This is a genomic window from Microbulbifer sp. CAU 1566, assembly GCF_023156515.1.
Lineage (GTDB): Bacteria > Pseudomonadota > Gammaproteobacteria > Pseudomonadales > Cellvibrionaceae > Microbulbifer.
On the sequence record NZ_JALNMG010000002.1, the window covers coordinates 684148 to 709500 of the forward strand.

The following is a 25353-nucleotide window of genomic DNA, read 5'->3' on the forward strand; positions in this document are numbered from 1 at the left end:
CTGGGTATCGGTTTTCAAAACCGCTGTGAATACATCCCTGTACGCTGCGTCAGCGACGTCCCTGTCGCTGACGCTTTTGAAAACCGATACCCAGCACTCGCCCTTCACTTCACGCCCAGCTCTTCGTAGCCCTATTTCGTAGCCCTATTAAGCGCGCTCGAACCTCACATGCAGCATCTTCAATGCCGCATTCGGATCACTGTCCGGGAAGTCCGGATTCTGTGGCAACCGCTCAATCACCTTATATCCCGAGTTCGCGGCAGCGATCATTTCCCGGAAATCTGCCTCCGTGTGCGCCGGGGAATTTAGTACCAGCAGCAAATCGGCCTCGTTGGCGAGACAGGCCGGCAGTTTTTCCAACAGCTTGGCGTAATTCGTTTCCACATCAAACGCGCCTTTTTGCCGCGTCGGCGGATCTACCACTGCCAGCTGAAAAGGCCCACTGCGGTCATACCGCTTGAACTCCCGAAGCGCATCCCTCGCCAGATACCGTATCCCCTTGGTCGATAGCTGATTGAGCTGGTGATTGATTTGCCCGCGCTTCAACACGCCTTTATTGAGGTCAATATTCAACACTTCCAGCTCACCGGCCGCTCGCGCCACCACGGAAAACGCACAGGTGAACGCAAACAGGTTCAGCAATTTCAGATTTTCCACCTGCCCTGCTTTCGCCTGCACCTGCTGCTCCAGCCAGCGGCGACCGGGTTCGATATCCAGGAAAAAGCCCACGTTCTGGCGATCAAACGTCAGCGGAAAACGCAGGTTGCCACGACGAGCAAACAGCTCTTCAACAGGCGCGCCCGCCTCCCACACGATCGGGGCACGCTGCTCATAGCGCCGCTGCACCGCCAGCCCCCGATAGCCGAAGGGCTCTGCGAGTGTCCACAGCTGCGTAACCAGCCCGCCCTCATCCTCGTATCGATCGAACAGCGTGACCAGTAGCGCCGGTTGATAGCTGTCCACGCAGACGCGGTCGAAACCCGGGTAACAGTGGCCGCGACCGTGAAACAGCCGGTGGCTGTCTGTACGGGACTCCGCAGAGTCCTGCTCCAGTTTGCTGCGCACCAGGTGCAGCAGAGGTTCCCAATCCAAAATTATTCGCCTGTATTCGGTGCCATGTGCACTCATTAAATTCTGTTTACAGTGACTCAGAGCGATTCAGACCCGGCGGACCCGGGGCGGTACTCCCCACTGCCATCACTGGAAAGCGGGTAGAGAATCTCATCGCGATAGCCGGTAACCACGCAGATAAAACCACTCCAGGCCTCATCCAGCTCCGGCTCCCCGCTATCAATCAGCAGCGGGCGCCCGCCCAGTTCGGTGATTTTGGTTTTGGTCGCCACCACCATCAGGTTTTCACGCCCGACCGCTTTCAATACCGATGGGCTCAGCTGCTGGTTGCCGCGGCCGATCAGATGCCCCTGACCGCCGATTGCGGTGAGAATGATCTTCACCGGCGCCTGGAAGGCCCGGCGATGCTCTTCAATTGCGGCCAGTATCTGTAGCGCATTCACATCCGCCGCCAGCAATTTGCCGTCTCGCCATAAATCCACCCCCAGCAGGGTTCCCTCCGCGCCCAGCTCCGCGAGCACGGCCAGGGTGGTGGAACCGGGGCCGAAGACATACAGCGTATCCGGATCCAGCTCCGCGATTTCCTCGACAATGCCGGCGGCAATGTCGGCCACTGCCAGCTCCTCGACTTCGCGGCCTGCATTTTTGACCGCCTGCAGAAAATGCCCCTCTTCCGGGACCAGCAGCTCACCGTAATAGCGTGTACTCACCCGGCCTTCGCGGAAAGAGTTTTCATCGATGTCCCGCACTTCCCGCTGGTGCAGGTCCACCAGCTCCCCGGCCATCAGGCGCCGCAGCACTTCACCGCCGGCCTTGGGAGAAATGGCGAAGCAGGCAGAGTGCATTTTTACTCCCGCGGGAATGCCCAGCACCGGGAAGCCATCTCCGAGCGCATTGACCATATTTCGCGCGGTACCATCGCCGCCCACAAAAACAATCAGGTCTGCCCCTGACGCGCGAATAGCCAGCGCGGCTGCTTCACTGTCCTCTGGCGTTGAGCGCTCACCCGCGGCCCCACCCACCAGGGTGCACTGGAAGCCCAGTTTCCGCGCCAGGTCTTCACCCATATCGCCCGCGAAGGCAACAATTTCCAGTTCTGCAGCAAAAGGCACTATTTGTGAGAGCGCGATGGCCGCACGCTTGTGCGATTGCGGCTGTATACCCGCGGCCAGCGCGCGATCGACGGTGTCGGCACCATCGCTGCCTTTGAGGCCTGCAGGGCCACCAACACCGGCCCAGGGGTTGATGATCAGTCCGAGTTTCTTCAGCTTCACGTGAGCCCCAGTATTTCCAGTTGTTGCCGTGTTTCCGCGTCCAGGTTTGGCGCCTCAAGCCGATAGTGGGAAAACTCCAGGCGCTTCGGGTACTGCTTACGCAGCCGATCGAAAGCCTCTGCCATGGGCGTTCCACCCGCGAGCGCAGCGCTGCCAGCCTCGCGCAATCGGCGGTCATCTTCTCGCGGGTCGTACATCTGTAGCAGCAACGCGCGTATTGCGGCAAACCCGGACTCACCGGTTGCGAGCGGCTGCCGAGCGAGATCTTCGGCTTTCACCTCTGACAGCGGAGGAAGCTCCAGAGCCTTGTTAAGGGCCTGACGAATCATCGAAGTGCCCGCCAGCTTGCCGTCGTGGCTGTAGCCTGCAATGTGCGGGCTGCCCAGGTTTACTTTTTGCAGCAGGTCCAGGCGGATATCCGGCTCGTTTTCCCACACGTCCAGCACGGCGGTGAATGGCCTCTCATCCACGAGATGCGCGCCGCTCTGGGCCTCAGAAAACCGATCAAACAGCGCCTGATTCTCGATTACAGCGCCCCGTCCCGCGCTGATCAGCACTGCACCCGGTTTGATCCGTCGCAAGGCGTCTGCATCAATCATATGCAGGCTCGGGTGCGGACCGTCTTTTACCAGGGGCGCGTGCAGGCAGATCACATCCTGCTGCAGCACCGCGTCCAATTCGGCCGCATCGGGATTATCCGGCAGCCATGGGTCGTAGATCTTGCAGGGAATTCCCAGTGCCTTGAGGCGTTGCTGTAACAGCCCCCCCACATTGCCACAACCGACGATGCCGAAACTGCGCTCCCGCCAATCAACATCCAAGGCGGCCAGTGCGCAGAACACATATTCCACTACGGAGTTGGCATTGCAGCCCGGCGCCGCACTCCAGTGAATCCCCCGGGATTCCAACCACCCGGTATCAAGGTGATCGGTGCCAATGGTGCAACTGCCGACGAAGCGGACAGGCGTTCCTTCCAGCAGCGCAGCGTCCACCTGGGTGACCGACCGCACCAGCAGCACATCGGCCTCTGCCAACTGGGATTTGGTCAGCGTTCGCCCTGGCGCCCGGGTGATGACGCCCAGATCAGCAAACCACGCCTCAAGGCCCGGAATGTTTTCATCCGCCACAATATTCAGCGACGCTTTCTGCGGAGAGGTATCCATCATGCGATTTCCGTTTTTGTCCGGGTTCCGGCGCTTGGCTGGCCAATACCGGCCAAAGTGCGCTGAATTTTTTGTGAGAGCCCGCCAATGCCAAATTCTTCTGCCAACGCCTGTGCAAATGCCGCTTCCGGCGGCTGCCAGGCGAGATCTTGGACACCGGCATTGAGTGGCACCCGGTATTCCAGTTGGGCCAATCGCAGGGCCATGCGAATCTGATCCGCATGACTGGCAATTTTCGCGGCAATGCCCGTGGCACCGCGAATTTTCAGGGTGGCAATCTGCTCAACATTGGCAATCAGCTCCTCCACTGACTCGAATTCGGCCAGCAGGCGTGCGGCCGTCTTGGCACCAACACCGGGCACTCCGGGGATATCGTCAATGCTGTCGCCAACCAAAGCGAGATAGTCGGCAATCTGCCCCGGCTGCACACCAAACTTTTCCTGGATTGCGGCCTGGTCCAGATGCTGATCCGCTGCAAAATCCCACAGGCTTTCCGCGCCCCGCGCCAGGAGTTGCCCCAGGTCTTTGTCCCGCGTAATCACGGTTGGGGTTAAGCCGCTGTCCGCGCAGGTTTCCGTCAGGGTCGCAAGGATATCGTCCGCTTCAAAGCGCTCACTGGAAAAGCTCGCAATACCGAATGCCTCGGCCATTTCCCGGCAGGCGGCCAGCTGATAGGCCAGTGTTTCATCCGGCAATGCGCGGCTGCATTTGTAATCGGGGTAGATGTCGTTGCGGAAACAGTTGCCGAGGGACTCGTCGAAAGCGCAGGCGATAAGCGCCGGCTTGCGGCTCAGAAGATCGAGCAGGAAGTTGCTGAAGCCGTACACCGCCTCGGTGGTATACCCCGATCGGCTCACCCAGTTGGGGGGCAACGCAAAGTAATAGCGAAAGATGTAGACCGAGGCATCCACCAGATAGGCCTGGCCCATACCGACGCGAGTATCCGCAATCCCCCCGCTCATACCAAATCCTCCAGCCGATAAGCCGAGGGCTGCAACGGATCGGCACATTCGAAGACAACGGCCAGCGAGCGGGCAAACAGTGTTGCGCGCGGGTTTATCCCCTGGGTGCAGTATTGTTGCACCTGCTGCCAAATGGCGCCTTTGAAGCGTTCACTGGGACCCAAGCCCGCATCGAGATTATCTGCACTGACCCGGAAGCGCATCCCGCAGGCCCGGGCGAAGATCCACTCCAGCGCCTGGGGCTTAACCTCCACCCGCTCAAACTCCTGTTGCTGGGCGACACTGCGGCCGTCCGGGGCGTACCAGTAGCCGTAGTCAGCAAGCAGGCGCCGCTCGGCCCCTGCCACGCACCAGTGGGCGGCCTCGTGCAGGGCGCTGGCGGGATAATCGCGGGTGAATTCAATCTGGTGAAACCCCAGGCCCTGGTCCGCGGGTCGGTAATAGGGCTCCTCGAACCCGCCCCTGAGGCGCGTGTTCAGACCATCCGGTGCCGCAAAGCACTGGTCAAACACGGTGACTATTCGTTCAGTCACAGAATGTGCGTGAATCAGGCGCGCAGCAGGGCTGTTAGGCGCAACATTAAGCACAGCGCCACCCGACAACTGGTATGAATCTTGCTGCGCTTCTTTACAAGCGCCAGCCGAGGCGATGTTCGACAATAGTGGCTCCAGGGGCGGTTTGGCATGCGCGAGAACCGCGGTTGCTGAGCACCGGGATCTTGCCGGGATTCGGTTGGCGCGGACTATAACAGCGGGGCCAGCTCGATCAAGGGCAGCCGGGGTCGCACCATTTACTCCGTTTTCACCCCACCGCACCCGGTGTCCCCTCATTCAGACTAAAAAAGGAGGAAAATCAAGGCAAAGAACACCCGTTCACTGGTTGTATTTCCGTGAATCAGAATATACCTTTGATCATAGGGATACCGGAAACCTGCTGCCGCTCAGCGCCATCATCCCGAGAGCTTTGAGTGGTTGTTTTCGGTTGCGGTACCGGCTTCCCAGGGGGGCAAAAAAGTTGCTCCCGGAGTCTGGATTTCGGCGATTGGCCGCCCGGCCTTCGCACGGTATCTCTACGCCGGTTGCATCTCATAAGTAGTACAAGACCTTCCCGCCCTACTACCGGCCCTGCAAGGAGGTGCGCTATGACCGACCACAGAACCAACAACGTGGTTGACCTCTTCACCGGCAAGCCGATCGAAACTTCTGAGAACCTGCGGTTTATCCGCCTGTCTCCGGAGCTAGATGGCTTGGAAATGCTCTACTCCAACAATTCCAGCGGAACAGATCTCTACAGCCTGAAAATCCTTTGCTGGGGGCTTCGCGCCAACGGTGAGATTGTCGGACTGGTTCCCTGGTTAAACTCCATCACGGCCTGCCCAGACATCCAGGACCCCCTGGACGGAAGGTTTGAAGGCTACTACGACCCGGGCATCGAGGAAATTTTCCACGAGCCTCCCATCCATAAAATCGTCGAGCTGGAGACTGCGGCAGAATACTTCGAGTTTGAAAGCAATCAGGCGGATGAGGTTGTCCAGGAGATCCCCGACACCATCGGTACCCACGCGGTATTTATGGACGCGGACAAGGAGAACCTGACTCTTACCGAAGTCGTGAGCTGGCGTCTATTTGCCAGCGGAGAGATCCACGGCATGCTGATTGATCACGACAGTGTGGAGACCACGCCGGTGCTTCCCGGGGATGACTGTCTTTACCCGGCGCAGGAATCCGAGTGTTTCCGTTATTTCTTCCAACACCACATCGCCAACAAGATCAAATCCGAGGATCCCGAGGCCCTCGCAGCGATCGCGGCGCTTGTCACTTCGCCCTGACCTACTCCTTCACTCCAAACAGAACAAGGGCGACCAGTGGTCGCCCTTGTTGTATTGAATCAAAGCTGTATTGAATCAAAGCGGTCTCTAGTGAAAGTTGATTTGATGGTCAACGTTCCTGACCTCAGGAATCGGCTTTCCTGATCCAGTAAATAAACTCGTCATTCTCTTCCGCATGCTTCACCAGCTCGTAACCGAGAAACTGGCAGAATTTGGGCACATCCCGCTGAGTGGACGGGTCAGTGGCAAACATCTGCAACACTTCCCCCGCGGCGACTTTGCGCACCGCAGCGTGAAGCATCATAACGGGTTCCGGGCACAGCAGGCCGCGGGCATCAAGGGTATGTTGTGAATTCATGGCACTATTGTCGGGGATTTAACCGGATACGTCACCAGAAAAGGCTGACCAGGCCCGCCGCGGCGATCAGCCCCGATCTTAGCCCGACCTATGCCCAGCCCGGTTAAATGCCAGCGGGGCAACCGGCCGCTACCGGAAAAGGCTAAACTGCAAACATTGAAACCACCAGCCATAGAGTGCGCATGCTGTAATGATTTACGTATTGATTGAGCGGGAAATCGCCGAAGACCTGGAATCCACCTACGAAGAAGCAGCCCGCAAGCTGCTAACCAATGCCTACCACACCACCGGTTTTGTCGACGGCCATACCTACACCGAACTGGACAACCCCCTGCGCCGCTTCACCCTCTCCAAATGGAAATCCGTCCTGCACTGGCAGCAGTGGTACGACAGCGAAGAACGCAGGGAGCAGATGACCCAACTGGCCCCTATGCTCGCTCACGAGGAGCGCATCACGATTCTCGAGCAAGCATAAATGCAACTGTCCGGTCAGCCGCCGATTGCCAATGTTGCTGCTGAGAGAAACCGCTGGCCTTGCGCGGCTTGAAATCGTGGTCGCCATCTTGCAGCCAATGGCAGTCAATTGCCGGAGAAAGCGCATATCCGGCAACCTCCTCGCGATCCCCCAGCTTGTCTCGGGTACCCTGTACGACCAGGGTCGGACAGCTAAGTCCGGCCAAGTGCTCGGTACGCAGCTTTTCCGGTTTGCCCGGAGGGTGGAACGGATACCCCAAACAAACGGCCCCCGCCACCTTCCCGGATTCAAAATTCGCCTGTGCCAGCATACTCGCCACACGCCCACCCATGGACTTGCCGCCAATAAACAGCGCGCGCGGCTGCAACACATCACAGGCCAGATCAATCTGCCCCTGAAAGGACGCCAACAAGACATCCATCTTGTTCGGCGGCCTGCGCCCACCAGTCAAGCGCCGCTCCGCCATATACGGAAACTCAAACCGCAGCACCCCCACCCCCTGCGCCACCAGCATCCCTGTAAGTGACTGCATAAAATCACTATCCATAGGCGCCCCGGCACCATGGGCGAACAGAAACCAGCTACTTGGCTCCAGATCCGGTTTATCCAGCAACCAACCGTCCGGAATGGACATCAGTCCCCTCCCTCGCCGGAAAGATCTTTGGAAATATCCTCGGCCAATACCAGGTTCACCGACTCCTCCCCCGGCTCAAACCAAATAACAACGGTCTTGTTCTCCAGCTGGCGCCGCAGACTGGCCACCTTGTCCGTAAGGCTCACTTCCCGTTCACCGTAATCGGTGCCGTCGCGGGTGGCATATTCTTCGAGAAGACTTTGCAGGGTTTCCGGCGCTAACTGGCTATGGGGAATGATCACTGGCTATCTCACTTAAACAGCAGAATTAGTAAGGCTAACGAAGTACAGGTGGAAAATCGAAGATCGGGTGGCGGGGATCCGTTTTCGAAAGCGTCGGCGACAGGGATGTCGCCGACGCAGCGTACATGGACGTATTCACAGCGGTTTCGAAAACGGATACCCGGTGCCCGGTCGCCCCTGAACTTTGCCAGCGCATTGTAACCTGAGCCCCAAAATAAAAATGCCCCGGGGCTTCCGGGGCATTTCCTTTCTTCACAAGACCAGGGATATCAGGACTTGGGCTTACGGAACCGCAAGGTCATACGGTCGCTCTCACCAATGGCCTGATACTTTTCCTTGTCTTCATCTCCCAGGCGCAGCGAAGGCGGCAACGTCCACACCCCTTTCGGGTGCTTGGCAGTATCCTTCGGGTTCGCATTGATCTCACTGGACTCCTCCAGCACAAAGCCCGCATTCTTCGCCAGCTCGATCACATAATCCTGAGTAACATAACCGCTCTTACCCATCTCCTCGCGGCTGGTTCCTGGTTTCGCGCGGTGCTCCACCACACCCAAAACACCACCCGGCTTCAACGCCTTGAAAAACGTATTGAATGCAGCCTGCTCGTTATTGCCGCCCATCCAATTGTGCACATTGCGGAACGTCAGCACCGCATCCGCAGAACCGGCAGGCGCAATCTCACTGTCGCCACCCGGTGCAAATTCGGTCAGTTTCACTGCCCCGTAAACGTCTTTCTCTTCCGCCAGCAGCTTCTCAAAAGACTCGCGCGAGCGCTTGAAGTAGCCCACCTCTGTTGCCGCAGGGAAGTGGGCAGCATACAAAGTGCCCTTGCCTTTCAACATCGGCGCCAGAATTTCACTGTACCAGCCACCACCCGGCCAGATTTCCACAACCGTCATCGTCGGTTTCACCTGGAAAAAGTTCAGGGTCTCCTCCGGGTGGCGGTACTGATCCCGCGCCGCGTATGCGGGAGTGCGATGATCCCCTTTGATAGCGTCCTTGAGCGAATCGGCATGCGCCGCTCCCGCCAGCGATACCGCACAGGCCATACCGGCCAGCCAGTGAACAAATTTCATGAAGCTTTCTCCTGTTGGATTTATTTTCCTTCGACCACCGATTCAACACTGCCAAAATCACCCTGTAAAGGTCACTCATCCCGGAATTTGAACCTTGTGTCATATCGCCATCAGGCCACAGCGCCCGCAGGCCCTTGACCTTCTATCAGCCGACCGCAGAATTTTGCTCACCCGGGGCCTCACTGGCTACAATTCAGCAGATTGAACCAGCAGAGCCAACAAGGAAGCCCTCATGCAGCAACACCTCGTCATCTCCATCATCAGCGACGACAAACCCGGCGTGGTGGAAATGCTCTCCGCCGCCGTGGCAGAAAACGGCGGCAACTGGGAAGACAGCCGCATGGCCCACTTCGCGGGCAAGTTTGCCGGCATACTGCGGGTCAGCGTATCCGCAGACGACTGTGAGCGACTCAAGGGCGCACTGAAGAATCTCGCGGGCGATGACTTCAAACTGCAAATCGAAGACGCCCTCGCCGTGGCCTCCGACAGTCGCCAGACCCTGCAGCTGAAACTGGTGGGGAATGATCGCCCGGGTATCGTCAAGGAAATCTCCCGCGCCCTCGCCGCGCGCCGGATCAACATGGAGTCCCTGGATACCCGCTACGGCAGCACCCCCTGGAGCGGCGAACCGCTGTTTACCGCCGAGTGCACCATCAGTGTGGCGGAAGATGTCAGCATCGACGGCCTCTACGATGAGCTGGATGAAATCGCCGACGAACTGGGGGTCGAGATCGACTGCGAAGAAACCTCCTCCGCGCTATAATCCCCCGCCATTTGCGGCCCAGCTGGTCAATTTCTGATCCGGGCCGCCTTTCCGGCCCAGCCCACTCCCGGGCGATAAACCCGGATCACTCATTCGACACGCAAACAAACCTGATCATGTTCAAGATTGTGCTCTACCAACCGGAAATTGCCCCCAATACCGGCAATATCATTCGCCTGTGTGCCAATACCGGCGCTGAGCTGCATCTGATCGAACCCCTGGGGTTTACCATGGAGGATAAGCGGTTGCGCCGAGCGGGACTCGACTACGCCGAGTACAGCCGCGTGGTGCGCCACCGGGATTGGGATGCATTTGTCGAGGCAGAGCAACCCGAGCGGGTGCTGGCCCTGTCCACCAAAGGCAGGCGCGCCCACTCCGATATCGAATTCCAATCGGGCGACGCCATCGTCTTCGGCCCCGAGACCCGCGGCCTTCCGGCAGACTTCCTGGCAGCAACCGGCCCGGAAAACACACTGCGCATCCCCATGTGCGCCAACAGCCGCAGCATCAATCTCTCTAACGCGGCGGCCATTGTTATTTACGAGGCCTGGCGCCAGCTCGGCTACGTCAATGCTCTGGGCTCGAATTGACGGCTTGGGGCAGATTCCAGGCTCAATTTTCAAATTCTGCTTTCCAGCTCAACACTGAACCGACTCTCAAGAATTTATGCGCGCACCCATCGGACTTTTTTACGGCTCCAGCACCTGTTACACCGAAATGGCAGCGGAAAAAATCCGCGATCGCATCGGTGAGGAGTGGATTGACCTGCACAACGTAGCGGACGATGACGTTGCCCTGATGCAGGAATACGATTTTCTGATTCTCGGTATTCCCACCTGGGACTATGGCGAGCTGCAGGAAGATTGGGAAAACTGCTGGGACCAGCTCGCTACCCTGGACCTGAGCGGAAAGACCGTCGCCCTGTATGGTCTGGGCGATCAGGAAGGCTACCCCCAGTGGTACCAGGATGCCCTTGGGTACCTGCACGCCCAGGTCGTCGCCATCGGCGCCAGGGCCGTGGGCTACTGGCCAGTCGAAGGCTACCAGTTCGAGGAGTCCAAGGGGCTGACCCCGGACAATACTCAATTCGTCGGCCTCGCGCTGGACGAAGAGAATGAATTTGACCGCAGTGACGAACGCATTGATCAATGGTGCACCCAGATCATGCGCGAGTTCGGCTTTCAGTAACCGCCGGCAGCGTTGAGCCATGTCTGAAAAAAGCGGCAACGCCGATCAACCCGGCAACCCAATAAACCAGCACGCCAGCATCGAATGGCGGGAAGACGGGCAACCGGTCTCCACCGCCTTCGATGACATCTACTTTTCCACCGCTTCCGGCCTCGAGGAAACACGCCACGTATTCCTGGCCCAGAACCAATTGCGTGAGCGCTGGTCGGGGCTCGACCGCAATGCGACATTTACCATCGGTGAAACCGGCTTCGGTACCGGGCTGAATTTTCTCGCCGCCTGGCAGCTCTGGGCGGCCGTGGCTCCCCCTTCTGCGCAACTGCATTTTGTCACGGTGGAAAAGTACCCATTGCGCCGATCGGACCTCGTTCGGGCCCTGGCTCTCTGGCCAGAGCTCGCAGCACTCAGCGAGCAGCTGATCGAGCAATACCCGCACTACCTGGCGAAGGGGGTTCACCGGCTGACGTTCAATGGCCGGGTGCATCTGACCCTGGTCATCGATGAGGCCAGCGCAGGCTTCCAAAGCCTGTTACTGGACGACCCGCAAAGAGATGGCCTGGTCAACGCCTGGTTTCTGGATGGCTTCGCGCCCTCGAAAAATCCGGAGATGTGGAGTGACGACCTGTTCCGCTCCATCGCGCTCCTTAGCGCACCCGGAGCCACTTTCGCAACCTTCACTTGCGCGGGCATCGTCAAACGTGGACTCAAGCGTGTAGGCTTTGCCCTGCAAAAAGTACCCGGCTTTGGTCGCAAGCGGGAAATGTTGCGGGGGGACTATTTAACGGACTTACCAGAGTTAGCGGAGTTATCAGAGCTACCGGATTTACCAGAGCGACCAGAGTTACAGGAGCAGCAGGCCACAGAAAGAAAGTCGGTGTATTCGGCAACCCCCTGGCACTTGCCGGAAAGCGGCCACACAAAACCGGAAACCATCGCCGTGGTGGGTGCCGGTATCGCCGGTGCCTGCGTGGCGCGAGTACTGGCGGAACGCAACTTCAAGGTCACCGTATTTGAACAGGGAGCGGAACCCGGCAGCGGTGCCTCTGGCAATGACCAGGGGATTCTCTACGCGAAGCTCTCCCCCAAGCCCGGCCCCAATGGCGATTTCAACCTGCTGGCACTGCAGTTTGCCCAGCGCTTTTACCCCATGTTCTGCCCGCAGGCAGTACATTTCGATGGACTATTACAGCTCGCGCAGACGGAAAAAGAGCAGCAACTGCAGCAGCAGATCGTAGACCAGCTCAGGTTGGGCTCCGACGCTGAGCTAGCCCGGCCAGTCAGTTGCCAGCAGGCATCGGAGCTGGCGGGCGTCTCTCTTACCAGTCCGGGACTCTATTTCCCCCAAGCCGGGTGGCTGGAGCCAAAACAGGTTTGCAGCAGCCTGCTAGCCCATCGGAACATTCAGCTGCACTTTGCGACCCGTGTAGCCAACCCGACAGAAACGGCAGGAGGCTGGCAGCTGGATACCCTGGATGCAGGCGGTGCGACACAGCGCCAGACTTTTGATGCCCTGGTTCTCTGCACGGCCAACTTCAACCGCGAATTTACGCAAACAAAACCCCTGCCCCTGCAGCCAATCCGCGGCCAGGTGTCTTTTGCACATGCCACAGAGGAATCTTCACCGCTGAAGATTGCCCTGTGTGGCGAAGGTTATATTGCACCCGCCCGCTCTACATCGACTGCCGAAAACACACAACACAGTTTCGGTGCCAGCTTCAAATTGAAGCAGACCAGTACCGAAATTCGTCGAGAAGAGCACCAGGAAAACCTCGACACCCTGGCCACACTGCTGCCTGAAGTGGCCCGATCGTTTGCCGAGCAGGAGCTTGCCGGCCGCGCCGCCCTGCGGGCCGCCACCCCCGACTACCTGCCCATGGCCGGTCCGGTCGCAGACTGGGCACAGCTGGAAAATTCCTACGGTGCCCTGCGCAAAAACCGCAAGCAGCTGATCGACCGCCGTACCCCCTACCAGAACGGGCTGTTTGTACTGGCGGGACTGGGATCAAGAGGATTTACCTATGCGCCGCTGGCGGCGGAACTGGTGGCCGCCTGGATCGGCGGCGAAGTGATGCCAGTGTCGGAAGATCTGGTGAAAGCCCTGCACCCGACGCGCTTTGCAATCCGGGCACTGGGAAAAAACCGGGACATCTAGGCCAGCACCGCGAAACGTCGCAGTGCCGGCTCCAGGTTATTTGTCCAGCGCCGGCTCGGGCGGATTGAGCAGAGTACCGCTACCGGAACCGCAGGCAACAATCGATTTCATTGCCGCCTCCACAGTGACGTGGGGCAAAATTTCCACGCACTCCGGCGGCAGGTGATAGACAAACCCGGAAGTCGGTACCGGTGCCGTAGGCACATACACCGTGTAATCGCCATTGGCATGCTGTGAGGTGACAATCGCGGTGACCGCCAGGGGGTTATCCGCACCGTGGATACGCGCCCGCGCAACCGGCCCCGACAGCACCCCTTCTCCGCCGCCACCGCCAATAAATTGCAGCACCAGATCCTTGATGGTGTTATAGCCCGGCGCCAGCTTGCCCAGCCAGAAATCCAGGTGCCGGTGCGCCCAGCGCCCCACACTGGTTTTGACCAGCAGACCGATCAGGAAGCAGAGCCCCAGGATCAGCGCTATGACGATCTGGCGCGCAAAGTTATCCTTGAACTCCGTATGTGTCTGCATCCACTCGGTGGCAGGTGCCACCAGTTCGCTGATCTGGCCAAACAGCCACTGGAACAGCATGATGAAAATGGCAATGGGCAACACCACCGCCAGTCCACCGAGCAGGGTCAGGGTGACAAATGTTTTTATTCTGGTCATAAACTATCGGTACTGAACTGAAAAACTGAATTGGGCAAACCTGGACAGACAATGAAATCTGCCATCACCGTTTTACTGAACCATTTGATTCTGATCGCCATCTCCCAGAGTGCCCTGGCCACAGAAACGCTGAAGTACGAGCTGCTGGAGCGCAAACCCCGGCCGGCAGATCACTTTACCCAGGGGCTCTACTACGACGGCAAGCGCTGGCTGGAAAGCAGCGGGCTCTACGGCCGCTCCTGGCTGGCGGAGTATACCGACCCCAGTGCCAATCCCGTAAGACGCAAGTGGCTGGCGGGCAACCGCTTTGCGGAGGGGCTCGCAGTTTTCGGGGATAAGCTGTATCTGCTTACCTACCGTGCAGGAGAGGTGCAGGTGTACGACCGCAAGAGCCTGAGCCAGGAAAAAGTCCTGGGCTACCGCGGCGAAGGCTGGGGACTGACCAGCGATGGCGAACAACTGATCATGAGCAATGGCAGCGACCAGCTGACATTTCGGGACCCGGAAACATTTGCCGTAACCCGCACCCTGGCGGTCACCGGTGGCGGGGAGCGCTGGTCGAGGTTGAATGAACTGGAATATGTACACGGACTGGTCTGGGCCAATATCTGGCAGGATCCGCGCGTGATCGCCATCGACCCGCAAACGGGGGTGGTGAAAGGCGTATTGAATCTGCAGGAGCTGCAGCGGGACAGCCTGAAAGAACAGCAGTGGAATGTGGATGCCGTGGCCAACGGCATCGCCTGGGATCAGGCCCGCAACGGGCTCTGGGTAACGGGTAAGTACTGGCCCAACCTTTACCTGATCCGCCCTGCGGGGCTGGGGTTCTGATCAGGGGTCAGTTTCAAGGCAGGCCGGGAGTGACAACCGCTAATTTCGATCGCTAATTTCGATCGCTAATTTCGGTATCTAATTTCGATAGCTAATTTCGGTAATAGTCAATCACCGTCAGCAGGCCGCCGCTGCGCATGGACTCCAGGGCGGGACCCTGTACCTGCAGCCGGTAGCCCCGCTGCTGGCGCTCGACGGTCACACCGTCCATCCCCTCGGCACCATCAAACAGCATCGCGTGTTCGCCGCTGGCGGCGCGCCACTGCACACCCTCGACATTCCGCATCCCCGGCAACTCAATGGTCACCGCCTCCAGATCCAGCGGTAACTCCCGCACTTCCATACGGGCAATGCCGGTAGAGGTAGCGAGGGAATAATTGAGCTGATTGGCCGGCGCGGGCTTCCAGCCCAGATGAGTATCCGCAACCGCGGACTGGGCGAGATTTCGAGGATTCACGGCACTGGGAGCCTGGGTCGAACAACCCGAGAGCATCCCCAGGACCAGACTCATAGCGATAAGCAGGACGCCAGATACCCGAGTAGCGGCGGCCTGAGGTGACTTCGTTGTCATTGCGCGCATAGCTTTATCCCTGTCTATGTCTGCGGTGGAGGGATTATAGAACAACCTCACGACATAGCGAGGCAACCGGCGCCAATCGAGTGATTATAACCGCCAACAATTACTGCCCTTTTACGCCACGCGACCGCTGGTACCAGTTCGCCGCAACCCCCACCCCGGGGGTATACTGCCGCCCATGACACAGCCAACCTCCAGTCCGGCCGCTGCCGGCAGCCCCCACTACATTCTCGAACACACCTTTGGCTACACCGAATTTCGCGGTGACCAGCAAGACATTATTGAGACACTGGTCAGTGGCCAAGATGCGCTGGTGCTGATGCCCACGGGCGGCGGCAAGTCCCTGTGTTACCAGATCCCGGCGCTGGCCCGACCGGGATGCGGCATTGTCATCTCGCCACTGATTGCCCTGATGCAGGACCAGGTGGAAGCCCTGAGGGCCGCTGGCGTATCCGCGGCCTTCCTGAATTCCTCTCTGGACTACGCCGAGGCCCAGGATATAGAACGGCGCCTGTTGCAGGGGGATCTGGAGCTGCTGTATCTGGCGCCGGAACGACTGTTACAGCCGCGCACCCTGGATTTGCTGGCCCAGGCGGATATCGCCCTGTTTGCCATCGACGAAGCCCACTGTGTCAGCCAGTGGGGGCACGATTTTCGCGCAGACTACCTGCAGCTCTCCTGCCTGCACCAGCGCTTCCCCCGGGTGCCACGGGTGGCCCTCACTGCGACTGCGGATCAGCGCACCCGCCAGGAAATTGCCCAACGCCTGGATCTGGAGAGTGCACGCCACTTTGTCAGCAGCTTCGATCGCCCCAATATCCAGTACCGCATAGCGCCCAAGAACAACCCCAAGCGCCAGCTGTTGCAGTTTCTGAATACGGAACAGACGGGTAATGCGGGCGTCATCTACTGCCTGTCCCGCAGCAAGGTAGAGTCCACTGCCACCTGGCTGCAGCAACAAGGTTTTAACGCCCTCCCTTACCATGCAGGCCTTTCCGCAACCGTGCGCGCCGATCACCAGCGCCGATTCCTGCGGGAAGACGGCGTCGTCATGGTCGCTACCATTGCCTTCGGCATGGGTATCGACAAACCCGATGTGCGCTTTGTTGCGCACCTGGACCTGCCCAAAAGCGTCGAGGCCTATTACCAGGAGACCGGACGCGCTGGCCGCGATGGCGAAGCGGCGACTGCGCTGTTGCTGTACGGGCTGGAAGACGTGGTCAAACTCAGCCAAATGGCGGCCACCTCGGAAGGCAGCGAAGAGCACAAACGGCAGGAGCGGCAACGGCTCGACGCCATGCTGGGTCTGTGCGAAATAACCAGCTGCCGACGCCGTGCACTGCTGCGCTACTTCAATGAAGAACTGACCGCCGACTGTGGCAATTGCGACACCTGCCTGGAGCCTCCCGTGACCTGGGATGCCAGCGAAGCAGCCCGCAAGCTGATGTCCTGTATCTATCGCACTGGCCAGCGCTTCGGTGCGGCCCATGTAATCGATGTGTTGCGGGGTGCCGATACGGAAAAAGTGCGCCAGTTCAACCACCAGCAGGTTTCCACCTACGGTATCGGTAGCGATTTCAGTGCCAATGAATGGCGCGCTGTTACCCGACAGCTGGTCGTGCGTGGTTACCTGCGGGTAAATGCTGAAGCCTTTAACGCCCTGCAACTGACAGAACTCTGCCGACCGGTGTTGCGCGGGGAAGACGGGGTACAGCTGCGCACCCTGCCAAAAACACCGACCCGCTCCTCAGGTTCGAACGAACGCAGCACGCGCGCCAACCACGAGATAACCCCAGAAGATCAGCCCCTGTGGGAAGCCCTGCGCGGCCTGCGAAAGACTCTCGCGGAAGAGCGCGGAGTACCACCCTATGTGGTCTTTCACGACGCCACTCTGCGGGAAATGCTCAGTGCCCGCCCGCGCAACCCGGAAGAGATGCTGGCCATCTCCGGTATTGGCGACAGCAAGCTGGCGCGCTTCGGCGAGCCCTTCCTGGCATTACTTCAGGAGTTTTCCGCCAGCGAGGACGCTTCAGCTGCAGCAGCAGAGTACAGTGAACTCGACTGAGCCGACCCTGCTGCGCGCTGGCCATACCACCTGTTTCTGCCCCCAGCCTCGATCTCTTGTCTCTCGCCAAAAGAATGGCCGCCGATAACCTCCCGGGACCGGAGAGGCCATTGCTAGAATCGACACACCAATCGCTTCCGATGCGCCACCGATGAAAAAAATAATACTGACGCTGTCCGCAGGCCTCGCCGGCCTGCTGCTGATTCTGGCCCTTCTTGCCCCGACCATACTGGGTTTCTCGATCACCCAACTGGGAAATGCCGTGCGCGTCGCCACCGGTATGGGTGCCAAGCTGGCGTGCTCCGGACATTTTGTTTCCGGCTTCGACGCAGCCACAAACCTGGAAGACCTGGCCTCTTACTCACCCGCCAATCGGCTGCTGGATCTGCAGTACGATGAAACGCGCAAGCAGGTCACCGCCACCCTGCTTGGCATGGGTAAAACCAGGGCCACTTTCCGCCCCGGACTCGGCTGCACCCTGGACATCGGCAATACCAAGGCGCTGGATCAGGTAGTCATTCAACCATTGGCGGAATCGAGCGCTGAGTGGCCAGAAGGCAACAGCACCGGAAATATCGATTCCTCGCTGCAACAGCAACTCGATGAAATTCTGCAGCAGGACAATAGTGCAGGCTTGCAGACCCGCGCCCTGCTGGTCGTCCAGGACGGGAAACTGGTTGCAGAGTCCTATGCCGATGGCATCAACGCGCAAACGCCACTGCTGGGCTGGTCTATGGGCAAAAGCCTGACCGCGATGATGGTGGGAAGATTGCAGGCGATCCACGACCTTGAGCCGGTACAGCCATTGTTTCCGCAATGGACCGGAGAGCGCTCAGCGGTAACGCTGGAAAACCTGCTGCAGATGTCTTCCGGCCTGGATTTTGACGAAACTTACGCACCCGGCAGTGACGCCACTCAAATGCTGTTCAGTGCACACAGTGCCTCGGACGTGGCCATGACAAGCCCACTGGCACACCAGCCAGGCGATCATTTCTCCTATTCGTCCGGCACCACCAACCTGCTTGCCCGCTGGGTGTTCGAACAGCTGGGCGCTTCGCCGCAGGCGAGTGCGGATTTTCTGCAGCAGCAGCTGCTCACTCCACTTGGCATGCGCCACACCACCTTTGAAGTGGACCCCAGCGGCGTCTACGTGGGCAGCTCCTACATATACGCATCCGCCAGAGACTGGGCACGGCTCGGCTTGCTGATGCTGAATCAAGGTCGTTGGAGGGAAGAACAACTGATAGCGGAGTCCTGGGTGGCCGCGGCCAGCAGCCCCAACCAGAGCCAAAATGAATCCGCCTACGGTTACCAGTTCTGGTTGAACAGCGGAACCAGCCCCAACGACGACGGTGAGGCCGGCGAGCTGCGCTTCCCGGAACTACCGCAGGACAGCTACTTCATGCTGGGCAATCGCAAGCAGGCGGTCATGATTTCACCCTCCACCGCTACGGTGGTCGTCCGCCTGGGCTGGAGCGCCGGCGATTACCCTACTGGAGAAAATTTTGCCCGGCTGATACCAGGCAAAAATTCAGCGACGCAGTCTGCAGGGCTGTAGAAGCCGCCGCAATGTCGGGCAATGAACCGGCGTTATCGGGGTATTTGCTGTTCGATGACCTGCGCCGCCTGCTCGGAGATCCCCAGTTTCTCCGCCAGCGCTTCCATATACTGGCGCTCCTGCGCGTTGTCCGGATTGATCGTCATCGCTGACACCAGGTAGAGGTTGAATGCGGTTGCCGGATCCCGGGCTTCAGAAACCACGTCATCGATACTGATTGGCTGAGTGAGAAACTGGCGGAACTCATCCAGCGCCGAAGCCTCCAGCTGACCGTCCAGCGCCTGCAGAATGTTGCGCTGTTCAGTCTCGTCAATACGCCCATCGGCCTGGGCAGCGGCAACCATGGCTTTGAGCATGGCATCCGCCTGTCCCTCGCCGCCGTTCAAATCCTTCGCTCCGCTGCCCTCGGCGGTATTCACAAAGCCGAACAAGCCTCCCGGCCCCTGCGACGAGGACGAAGAGCCCTGCCAGCTTCCCGGATTTTTCTTGGGTCCTTCCGGCCCCTGCTGCCCAAATTTGCCGTTGGCGCGCCCAAAGATCTGCCCCAGGATTTCTCCCAATCCACCTCCCCCTGCACCGCCCATGCCACTACCCATGCCACCACCGGGTGACTGTCCCGATCCTCCGGGCACTGTCCCGCCTGGAATCGCACCACCCGGAATCGCGCCCCCAGACTGCTGCATCTGAGCAAAGATCCGCCGTGCCAGTTCCATCAAGACCGCGGCGCCCCCTGCGCCGGCACCCGCGGGAATGGCACCCCCAAAGATATCGCCGCCGGGAGCGCCTCCTGCTTGCCCACCCCCCTGGCCACCCGGTGTACCTCCGGGGTTGAGGCCACCAGGCTGCCCGGCACGGGCGAGGATATCGTCCAGATTCGGGCCACCCGGCTGCTGGGGCGGCGGCACCTTGCTGAAGTCGGGCCTGTTGAAATCTTTCGGTGGCACCCCCGCTGACGGCGCGGATTGCTGACGGATTTTTTTGTTCAGCATCGACATACCGGCACCGATCAGAGCACCCAGAAGCAACTTCTTGTTCATAATTCACCGACCTCTTAATTCTCGAACTTCTAAACAAACGCCTCTCGCCACAATTCTCATTCCACAGGCTCATTGCTACAGGTTCGGGCCTGGCACAAATCAGCCCAAACTGTAAGGTCCCCCAAATTCAGCCACCAGCGGGACGCTATCCTGTTGATTACCCATGTAGAGGAGAAGGTGAGGAGAAGGTGAGGAGCAGGACCGAGGATGAGCACTGCAAGTCGCCGCCGTTGTCGGTACAATCGCCCCCACTTTGGCTTCCAGTCATCACCTGCGCTTGCGGTGAACCGACGTTCCAATACTTTGACGCCCAGATAACCTAAGGAACCCCATGATTCTTGCCCTGCTCGCCATCGTCGCTGGATTTATCCTGCTGATGTGGAGTGCCGATCGATTTGTCGATGGTGCCGCCGCTACTGCCAAACATGCCGGCATGCCGCCGCTACTGATCGGAATGGTCATCGTCGGGTTTGGTACCTCTGCACCAGAAATGGTGGTTTCCGCCATGGCAGCGCTGGACGGCAGCCCGGGATTGGCCCTGGGTAACGCCTACGGCTCCAATATCGCTAACACCGGCCTGATCCTGGGTGCCACCGCGATCATGATCCCCCTCACAGTGCACAGTAAAATCATCCACAAGGAATTACCGCTGCTGCTGGTAATCACCTGTGTCACTGCCGCGTTTTTCTGGAATGGAGGGTTGAGCAGAACCGAGTCACTGATACTGCTGGCGGGATTCTTCGGCGTAATTGGCTGGTCGATTTACTCTGCTATTAAAAGCAAAGGCCAGGGTGATGAATTCGAAGGTGAACTGGAAGACAGCCTGGAAGAGCACGCTATGCCCCTGGGTAAAGCGCTGTTCTGGGTAGTTGCCGGTCTGGTGCTATTGATTGTGAGCTCGCGGCTACTGGTGTGGGGCGCAGTGACCATTGCCCATCAGCTGGGTGTCAGCGACCTGATTATCGGCCTCACCATTGTCGCGCTGGGTACCTCCCTGCCAGAACTTGCGGCTACCGTGGTCGCGGCAAGAAAAGGACAGCACGATATCGCCATTGGTAACGTGGTCGGCTCGAACATGTTTAATCTGCTGGCCGTGGTGGGAATCGCCGGCGCCATCGCTCCCATGCCAGAAGTGCCCGCAGAACTGATCTACCGTGACTGGCCGATGGTCATGGGCCTGACCATTGCCCTGTTTATATTTGGCTTTGGTTTCCGCGGGCATCAGGGGCGCATCAACCGATTCGAAGGCGCAGCGCTGTTGCTGGCCTATGTGGCCTATACGTCTTATCTCGTGTACGAAATCACCAGCAAGGCCGCTGTTTAACGCACGCTCAGACAACTGCCCTTTACCGGCGCTCCAGGCGTCGGATCTTCGCCCGGAGCTGATCGATTTCCTCGAGCAGTTCCAGGGCCAGCGCCGCTCCTGCGTGATTCACGCCAAGATCCCGTTCCAACCGGTAAACCCGGCGGACCCTTCGCACACAGATGCCACTGAAGTGCAGCGTATTTCCCTTGGGATAGGCTTCGATCACCCCTTCATCCACCAGTGAAATAACCTGCTCTGCAGACAGCTCACACGCTGCGCACAACTCCCTGAGGGTAATTCGGCTCTGCTCATCGAGTAGTTCCGACAAACTGTCCGCCGGCTCGCTTTTCGCTTCCATCATCAGATACTCCCTTTATATACTCCCTTTATATACTCCCTTTAGACACTCTATTTAGACACTCCCTCTGTTGCCCCCAGCGTCGCCACCCCGCGGTTCAAATTGAAATGCATCGCGAAATTGACGATAGGCCGCCTGCTCTGCTTCCGTGTTCGCCGGCGGCGTCACGATGTCGAGTACCACATACAAGTCGCCGGGCTCCTTGGCCGGCAGCCCGCGTCCTTTCAAGCGTAATTTACCGCCGTTTTTACTATTCGCCGGCAAGGTCAGGTTGACAGAACCACTGGGTGTTTCCACCGGTACCTTGCCCCCCAGTGCTGCCTCCCAGGGCGCTACCGGCAGATCCAGGTATACGGTTTTACCTTCCACGCTATATCGCGCATGCGGGTTGAATGCGATTTCCAGAAACAGATCTCCCGCTTTGCCTTCACCAATTCCCGGCTGTCCCTGGCCCGCCAAGCGAATCTGCTGGCCCTCGGTTACGCCTTTGGGAATGGTCACATTCAGCTTGCGCTCACGAATCACCGGCCGCCCATCCGCCCCCAGCTCGGAATGCTTGAGGGTGATCTGGCGCTTGCTGCCGCGGTAACTATCTTCAATATCGATGGCAATGCGTGCATGGGTATTCTCTCCCCGCGCGTGAAACTGGCGCCCGCCCTGATGAAAGCCTCGGTGATGCCCTGCCCCTGGCTGAAAGCCACCACGGCCAAACAGGCTTTCAAAAAAATCACTGAAAGCTTCCGGGTCTGCCTCGGTATAACCACCTCCATGAAACTCAAAGCCCTGGTCCCAGTTCGGCGGCGGCTGGAAGTCCTGCCCACTATTCCAGTTGGTGCCCAACTGGTCGAAAGCTGCGCGTTTTTCTGGATCTTTCAGCACTTCATAGGCTTCGCTGACTTCTTTAAAGCGCTCTTCTGCATCCCCCTCGTTACTCACGTCAGGGTGATACTTTCGCGCCAGCTTGCGGTAGGCCCGTTTGATGTCAGCCTGAGCGGCCGAACGCTCGACACCCAATATCTGGTAATAGTCGCGGTACTCCATGAATGAATCACCGGGTCCTTAAGTTACTGAGCCAACAAAAAAGGCACCCACAGGTGCCTTTTTCGGTTCTTCCATGAACGCTACTCGTCACTCACATAAGGAGATCAGAAAGAGTAGCCAACGCCCAGGTTAAATACCCATGGGCTGTAGTCCACATCATCGGTAACACTGAGGCGCGGACGTCCTTCAAGCGCCACATTGGTGTAGTAGGTGGTCAGGTCAGTATCCGCATCAATGTACAGTACCGCAGCGTTCACCAGGAAAGCACTGTCGCGACCAAAGCGGAAGTCGACACCGATTTGTCCGGTGAAGCCCCAGGAGTGCCCCAGACCGTAGTCCACATCACGAACATCCAGGCCGACGTCAGGGTCGTTAATGAAATCGCGCAGTTCACCGCGCAGGCTTTCATCACTGAAGTCGGTATAGTTCACACCGATACCTACATAGGGCTGACCCATGCAGTCGCGGCTCAGCGGATACCAGTTAAGGTAAGCGTTGCTATAGCTGGCTTCGAAGCCACCCACGCGGTAACGATCGGTCGAGTAAGTGACATTGCCATCACGAATTCCGGTAATGTCCAGGTCGTGATCCGTAGCACCGATATACATCAGCTCTACACCCCAATGCTCGACCGGCAACCAGGCACCAGAAATATTCCAGGTGGTATCGGAATCGACATCGAAGTTAAGACCGAGCAGGTCATCACTCAGACGGAACTGATCATTACCATCGTCCGGATCTACCCAACTGGCACCAACACGGACAACAAAATCTCCATCACTCCACATATCAGCAGCTGCCTGCTGGGCACTAACCATTGCAGCAACAGCGATAGCAAGCGGTGTCAGAACGCGTGTCATTTTCATTGAGAACTCCATCGTATTCGGCAAATTAAACAGCAATTAACCCAATCACTTGTCAGTCTAGACACGCCCCAGAGCGGTTGTAGAAAAAACAACCAAAAAAAATCTTCATCTGTGGAACTTTTGTACGGTTCTGTCGCCACATTTTTTATTTAGGGAAAACTAAACGTCAGTCGCAAAAAACGACGGTCCAGTTGAATCTCGCAAAGAGGGTTTTTTTTACGCCAAAATTGATGAATACGATGACAACCACCAGAGTTAAAAAAGATCTATCCGCCAGAAAAGATTCCACAACAAGGTGCCACCACCAAAAATAGGAAAATTTCCGTCAGCTATTCAGGCGACATTCAGGTCCCAAGAGCGCGGAAATTACAAAGCGTAAAGAAGTGTTGGGATAAAAAAATTGGCGCGTAAATTTCTTTGCGAGGGCAACAGCAGCAGAAATCAGGAATGAACTATTAGGAGTAGTGTCGCCAGCACCGGCGCCCCACTTCAGGCTTCTTTATTTTTGAAAGAGAAATCTGGGGAGAAAAATCTGGTGAGAAAAATCTGGAAAGAAAAATGTGAAGAGGGAAATCTAGAGAGGCCCGCAGGAGAAACGGGCCCAGGAACTCAACTCTTGCTACCTCCGAGGCACTGCGGGCTTGCCGGTGCCTGCCCCGCCCACTCTTCGGCGGTATACAGGTGTAATGCCAAAGCATGAATCGGCCCCGCCATTTCATCGGCCAAGACGCCGTACACCTTCTGGTGACGCTGTACTTTGCGCACAGCCGCAAACGCTTCACTCACCAGTACCACACGGAAATGCATTTCCGATCCTGCGGGCACATTGTGCAGGTGACTTTCGCAATCCACTTCGAGATGGCTAGGTGCAAAGGCATCCTGCAACTTCTGTTGAATCTGATCGGCAAGTGACATAGTTGATCCAAAAAATAGCTAATCCAGAAATAGTTAATTCAGAAATAGTCGGCTCGAAAATTAGTGACATCCGGACACACCGGGGGGCGTCAGGCCTGACTAACCGCGGCCTCGCGCTTACGTGCCGCGACAATCGTGTCATAGGCCACGGTAACACTTTTCATCTGGTCTTCCGCGTGGCGCATAAACTCTTCCGGTAACCCCTTGGAGGCCATTTTATCCGGGTGGAACTCCGCCGCTTTGCGGCGATAGGCCAGCTTGAGTTCTTTGTCACTCACATCCGGGCTGCATTCCAGGATGTCGTAGTGTGCCTGCAAGTTATTGCCACTGCCCGGGCTGCGATGGGTGAATTCATTGAACATGGCGCTAAAGATAGATTCGTGCAGTCCCAGGGATGCCGGGATCTTGCGCAGAATCTCCTCTTCTGCCGGGTGCAGTTCACCGTCGGCAAACGCCACTGCAAACAGCAGGCGGTAGACCATTTCCCGCATCGCCTGATTGCGAATCAGCTGGCGATACTGATTGGCGTAATCGTAAATGCTGAAATCGTCGTTTTTGGCGTTCTGGAAGATTTTGATCGCCTGCTGGCGATCCTCACCTTTGAGGCGTAGATTGTTGTTGATGAAATCTTCGATCAGCTGGATTTCTGCCTTGGAAACCTGCCCATCCGCCTTGGCCATTTTGGCCAGCATGGAGAACAGCGCGACAATAAACACCGTCTGCACCCCATCCCGGTTCAGGGTCACCCCGGCTTCGCTAAGCCGTTTAAGACCGGACCCAAAGGAACTGCCCACCCAGGCGCCAAGGGCAGCGCCAATAGGACCACCGAACATCATACCGATGCCGGCACCGATACCGGCTCCCAACCAGGACATAACCACTCCTACAGACACCGATAAACGGTGCCATTTAGCTGAAAAAATGGCCGCCATCTTAGCATGCCCAGC

At 58.2% G+C, this 25353-nt stretch carries 27 protein-coding genes; 10 read left to right on the forward strand and 17 right to left on the reverse strand.

Annotation, left to right across the window (positions count from 1 at the left end; all coding sequences use genetic code 11):
• Positions 1-147: 147 nt before the first annotated feature.
• From M0G74_RS08105 to M0G74_RS18345, 5 genes are read right to left on the reverse strand one after another with little or no spacing between them, the layout of a single operon-like run.
• Positions 148-1092, reverse strand: coding sequence for a class I SAM-dependent methyltransferase (locus tag M0G74_RS08105; protein WP_248216050.1), 945 nt, complete (start codon positions 1090-1092; stop codon positions 148-150).
• Positions 1093-1148: 56 nt separating this feature from the next.
• Entirely contained in the window at positions 1149-2345 is a 1197-nt protein-coding gene (locus M0G74_RS08110) for an ATP-NAD kinase family protein (protein ID WP_248216052.1), read from the reverse strand.
• Entirely contained in the window at positions 2342-3511 is a 1170-nt protein-coding gene (locus M0G74_RS08115; protein WP_248216053.1) for a 4-phosphoerythronate dehydrogenase, read from the reverse strand. The genes M0G74_RS08110 and M0G74_RS08115 overlap by 4 nt, the downstream gene beginning before the upstream one ends.
• Entirely contained in the window at positions 3508-4470 is a 963-nt protein-coding gene (locus M0G74_RS08120; RefSeq protein WP_248216054.1) for a 5'-3' exonuclease H3TH domain-containing protein, read from the reverse strand. The genes M0G74_RS08115 and M0G74_RS08120 overlap by 4 nt, the downstream gene beginning before the upstream one ends.
• A complete protein-coding gene (locus tag M0G74_RS18345) occupies positions 4467-5003 on the reverse strand; it encodes an elongation factor P hydroxylase (protein WP_248216057.1) in 537 nt (178 codons plus the stop codon). Before M0G74_RS18345 ends, M0G74_RS08120 begins: the two co-directional genes overlap by 4 nt.
• A gap of 608 nt (positions 5004-5611) precedes the next feature.
• Between M0G74_RS18345 and M0G74_RS08130 the strand changes: the two genes are divergently transcribed.
• Positions 5612-6298 carry a hypothetical protein gene (locus tag M0G74_RS08130; RefSeq protein ID WP_160153172.1) on the forward strand — a complete coding sequence of 229 codons (687 nt, stop codon included), beginning with the start codon at positions 5612-5614 and terminating at the stop codon, positions 6296-6298.
• A 124-nt stretch (positions 6299-6422) separates the two neighbouring features.
• On the opposite strand, the gene tusA is transcribed toward M0G74_RS08130, so the two are convergent.
• Positions 6423-6656, reverse strand: a complete 234-nt coding sequence (tusA, locus tag M0G74_RS08135; RefSeq protein WP_160153171.1) for a sulfurtransferase TusA — start codon at positions 6654-6656, stop codon at positions 6423-6425.
• Between the two features lie 190 nt (positions 6657-6846).
• Between tusA and M0G74_RS08140 the strand changes: the two genes are divergently transcribed.
• On the forward strand, positions 6847-7131 hold the full coding sequence (locus M0G74_RS08140) for an antibiotic biosynthesis monooxygenase (RefSeq protein WP_248216060.1): 285 nt from the start codon (positions 6847-6849) through the stop codon (positions 7129-7131).
• Here M0G74_RS08140 and M0G74_RS08145 read toward each other — a convergent pair.
• From M0G74_RS08145 to M0G74_RS08155, 3 genes are all read right to left on the reverse strand, one after another.
• Positions 7109-7765: an alpha/beta family hydrolase gene (locus tag M0G74_RS08145; protein WP_248216063.1), complete on the reverse strand. Its 657-nt coding sequence runs from the start codon at positions 7763-7765 to the stop codon at positions 7109-7111. The genes M0G74_RS08140 and M0G74_RS08145 overlap by 23 nt on opposite strands.
• Positions 7765-8007: a YheU family protein gene (locus tag M0G74_RS08150; RefSeq protein WP_248216064.1), complete on the reverse strand. Its 243-nt coding sequence runs from the start codon at positions 8005-8007 to the stop codon at positions 7765-7767. The genes M0G74_RS08145 and M0G74_RS08150 overlap by 1 nt, the downstream gene beginning before the upstream one ends.
• Before the next feature lie 269 nt (positions 8008-8276).
• A complete protein-coding gene (locus M0G74_RS08155) occupies positions 8277-9083 on the reverse strand; it encodes a methyltransferase (protein ID WP_248216066.1) in 807 nt (268 codons plus the stop codon).
• A gap of 232 nt (positions 9084-9315) precedes the next feature.
• Between M0G74_RS08155 and M0G74_RS08160 the strand changes: the two genes are divergently transcribed.
• The 4 genes from M0G74_RS08160 to mnmC all read left to right on the forward strand — a co-directional run bounded on the left by M0G74_RS08160 (position 9316) and on the right by mnmC (position 13186).
• Complete coding sequence (locus M0G74_RS08160; protein ID WP_248216069.1) at positions 9316-9846, forward strand: ACT domain-containing protein; 531 nt, start codon at positions 9316-9318, stop codon at positions 9844-9846.
• 116 nt (positions 9847-9962) lie between these two features.
• Positions 9963-10436: a tRNA (uridine(34)/cytosine(34)/5-carboxymethylaminomethyluridine(34)-2'-O)-methyltransferase TrmL gene (gene trmL / locus M0G74_RS08165; protein ID WP_248216071.1), complete on the forward strand. Its 474-nt coding sequence runs from the start codon at positions 9963-9965 to the stop codon at positions 10434-10436.
• Positions 10437-10512: 76 nt separating this feature from the next.
• Positions 10513-11034 carry a flavodoxin FldB gene (gene fldB / locus M0G74_RS08170; RefSeq protein ID WP_248216074.1) on the forward strand — a complete coding sequence of 174 codons (522 nt, stop codon included), beginning with the start codon at positions 10513-10515 and terminating at the stop codon, positions 11032-11034.
• Positions 11035-11053: 19 nt separating this feature from the next.
• On the forward strand, positions 11054-13186 hold the full coding sequence (gene mnmC / locus M0G74_RS08175) for a bifunctional tRNA (5-methylaminomethyl-2-thiouridine)(34)-methyltransferase MnmD/FAD-dependent 5-carboxymethylaminomethyl-2-thiouridine(34) oxidoreductase MnmC (RefSeq protein ID WP_248216077.1): 2133 nt from the start codon (positions 11054-11056) through the stop codon (positions 13184-13186).
• Positions 13187-13222: 36 nt separating this feature from the next.
• On the opposite strand, the gene M0G74_RS08180 is transcribed toward mnmC, so the two are convergent.
• Entirely contained in the window at positions 13223-13852 is a 630-nt protein-coding gene (locus tag M0G74_RS08180; protein WP_248216081.1) for a DUF502 domain-containing protein, read from the reverse strand.
• Positions 13853-13903: 51 nt separating this feature from the next.
• On the opposite strand from M0G74_RS08180, the gene M0G74_RS08185 reads away from it, so the two are divergent.
• Entirely contained in the window at positions 13904-14683 is a 780-nt protein-coding gene (locus tag M0G74_RS08185; protein ID WP_248216083.1) for a glutaminyl-peptide cyclotransferase, read from the forward strand.
• Between the two features lie 91 nt (positions 14684-14774).
• Here M0G74_RS08185 and M0G74_RS08190 read toward each other — a convergent pair whose 3' ends face one another.
• Entirely contained in the window at positions 14775-15140 is a 366-nt protein-coding gene (locus M0G74_RS08190) for a hypothetical protein (RefSeq protein WP_160153160.1), read from the reverse strand.
• A 298-nt stretch (positions 15141-15438) separates the two neighbouring features.
• On the opposite strand from M0G74_RS08190, the gene recQ reads away from it, so the two are divergent.
• Both recQ and M0G74_RS08200 read left to right on the forward strand, forming a co-directional pair.
• Entirely contained in the window at positions 15439-17325 is a 1887-nt protein-coding gene (gene recQ, locus M0G74_RS08195; RefSeq protein ID WP_248216087.1) for a DNA helicase RecQ, read from the forward strand.
• Between the two features lie 151 nt (positions 17326-17476).
• On the forward strand, positions 17477-18883 hold the full coding sequence (locus M0G74_RS08200; protein WP_248216091.1) for a serine hydrolase: 1407 nt from the start codon (positions 17477-17479) through the stop codon (positions 18881-18883).
• Between the two features lie 32 nt (positions 18884-18915).
• On the opposite strand, the gene M0G74_RS08205 is transcribed toward M0G74_RS08200, so the two are convergent.
• Positions 18916-19920 (reverse strand): DUF533 domain-containing protein, encoded by a 1005-nt coding sequence (locus M0G74_RS08205; RefSeq protein ID WP_248216094.1) that lies wholly within the window; start codon positions 19918-19920, stop codon positions 18916-18918.
• Positions 19921-20251: 331 nt separating this feature from the next.
• On the opposite strand from M0G74_RS08205, the gene M0G74_RS08210 reads away from it, so the two are divergent.
• Positions 20252-21244, forward strand: coding sequence for a calcium/sodium antiporter (locus M0G74_RS08210; protein ID WP_248216097.1), 993 nt, complete (start codon positions 20252-20254; stop codon positions 21242-21244).
• A 22-nt stretch (positions 21245-21266) separates the two neighbouring features.
• On the opposite strand, the gene M0G74_RS08215 is transcribed toward M0G74_RS08210, so the two are convergent.
• The 5 genes from M0G74_RS08215 to djlA all read right to left on the reverse strand — a co-directional run bounded on the left by M0G74_RS08215 (position 21267) and on the right by djlA (position 25281).
• The gene (locus M0G74_RS08215; protein ID WP_236250305.1) at positions 21267-21587 is read right to left on the reverse strand and encodes a chaperone modulator CbpM; all 321 of its coding nucleotides are present in this window, start codon (positions 21585-21587) and stop codon (positions 21267-21269) included.
• Positions 21588-21638: 51 nt separating this feature from the next.
• Positions 21639-22625 carry a DnaJ C-terminal domain-containing protein gene (locus tag M0G74_RS08220; RefSeq protein WP_248216102.1) on the reverse strand — a complete coding sequence of 329 codons (987 nt, stop codon included), beginning with the start codon at positions 22623-22625 and terminating at the stop codon, positions 21639-21641.
• A 104-nt stretch (positions 22626-22729) separates the two neighbouring features.
• Positions 22730-23491, reverse strand: a complete 762-nt coding sequence (locus M0G74_RS08225; protein WP_248216104.1) for an OmpW family outer membrane protein — start codon at positions 23489-23491, stop codon at positions 22730-22732.
• Between the two features lie 609 nt (positions 23492-24100).
• Positions 24101-24406 (reverse strand): BolA/IbaG family iron-sulfur metabolism protein, encoded by a 306-nt coding sequence (locus M0G74_RS08230; RefSeq protein WP_248216106.1) that lies wholly within the window; start codon positions 24404-24406, stop codon positions 24101-24103.
• Between the two features lie 89 nt (positions 24407-24495).
• The gene (gene djlA / locus M0G74_RS08235; RefSeq protein WP_248216108.1) at positions 24496-25281 is read right to left on the reverse strand and encodes a co-chaperone DjlA; all 786 of its coding nucleotides are present in this window, start codon (positions 25279-25281) and stop codon (positions 24496-24498) included.
• Positions 25282-25353: the final 72 nt, after the last annotated feature.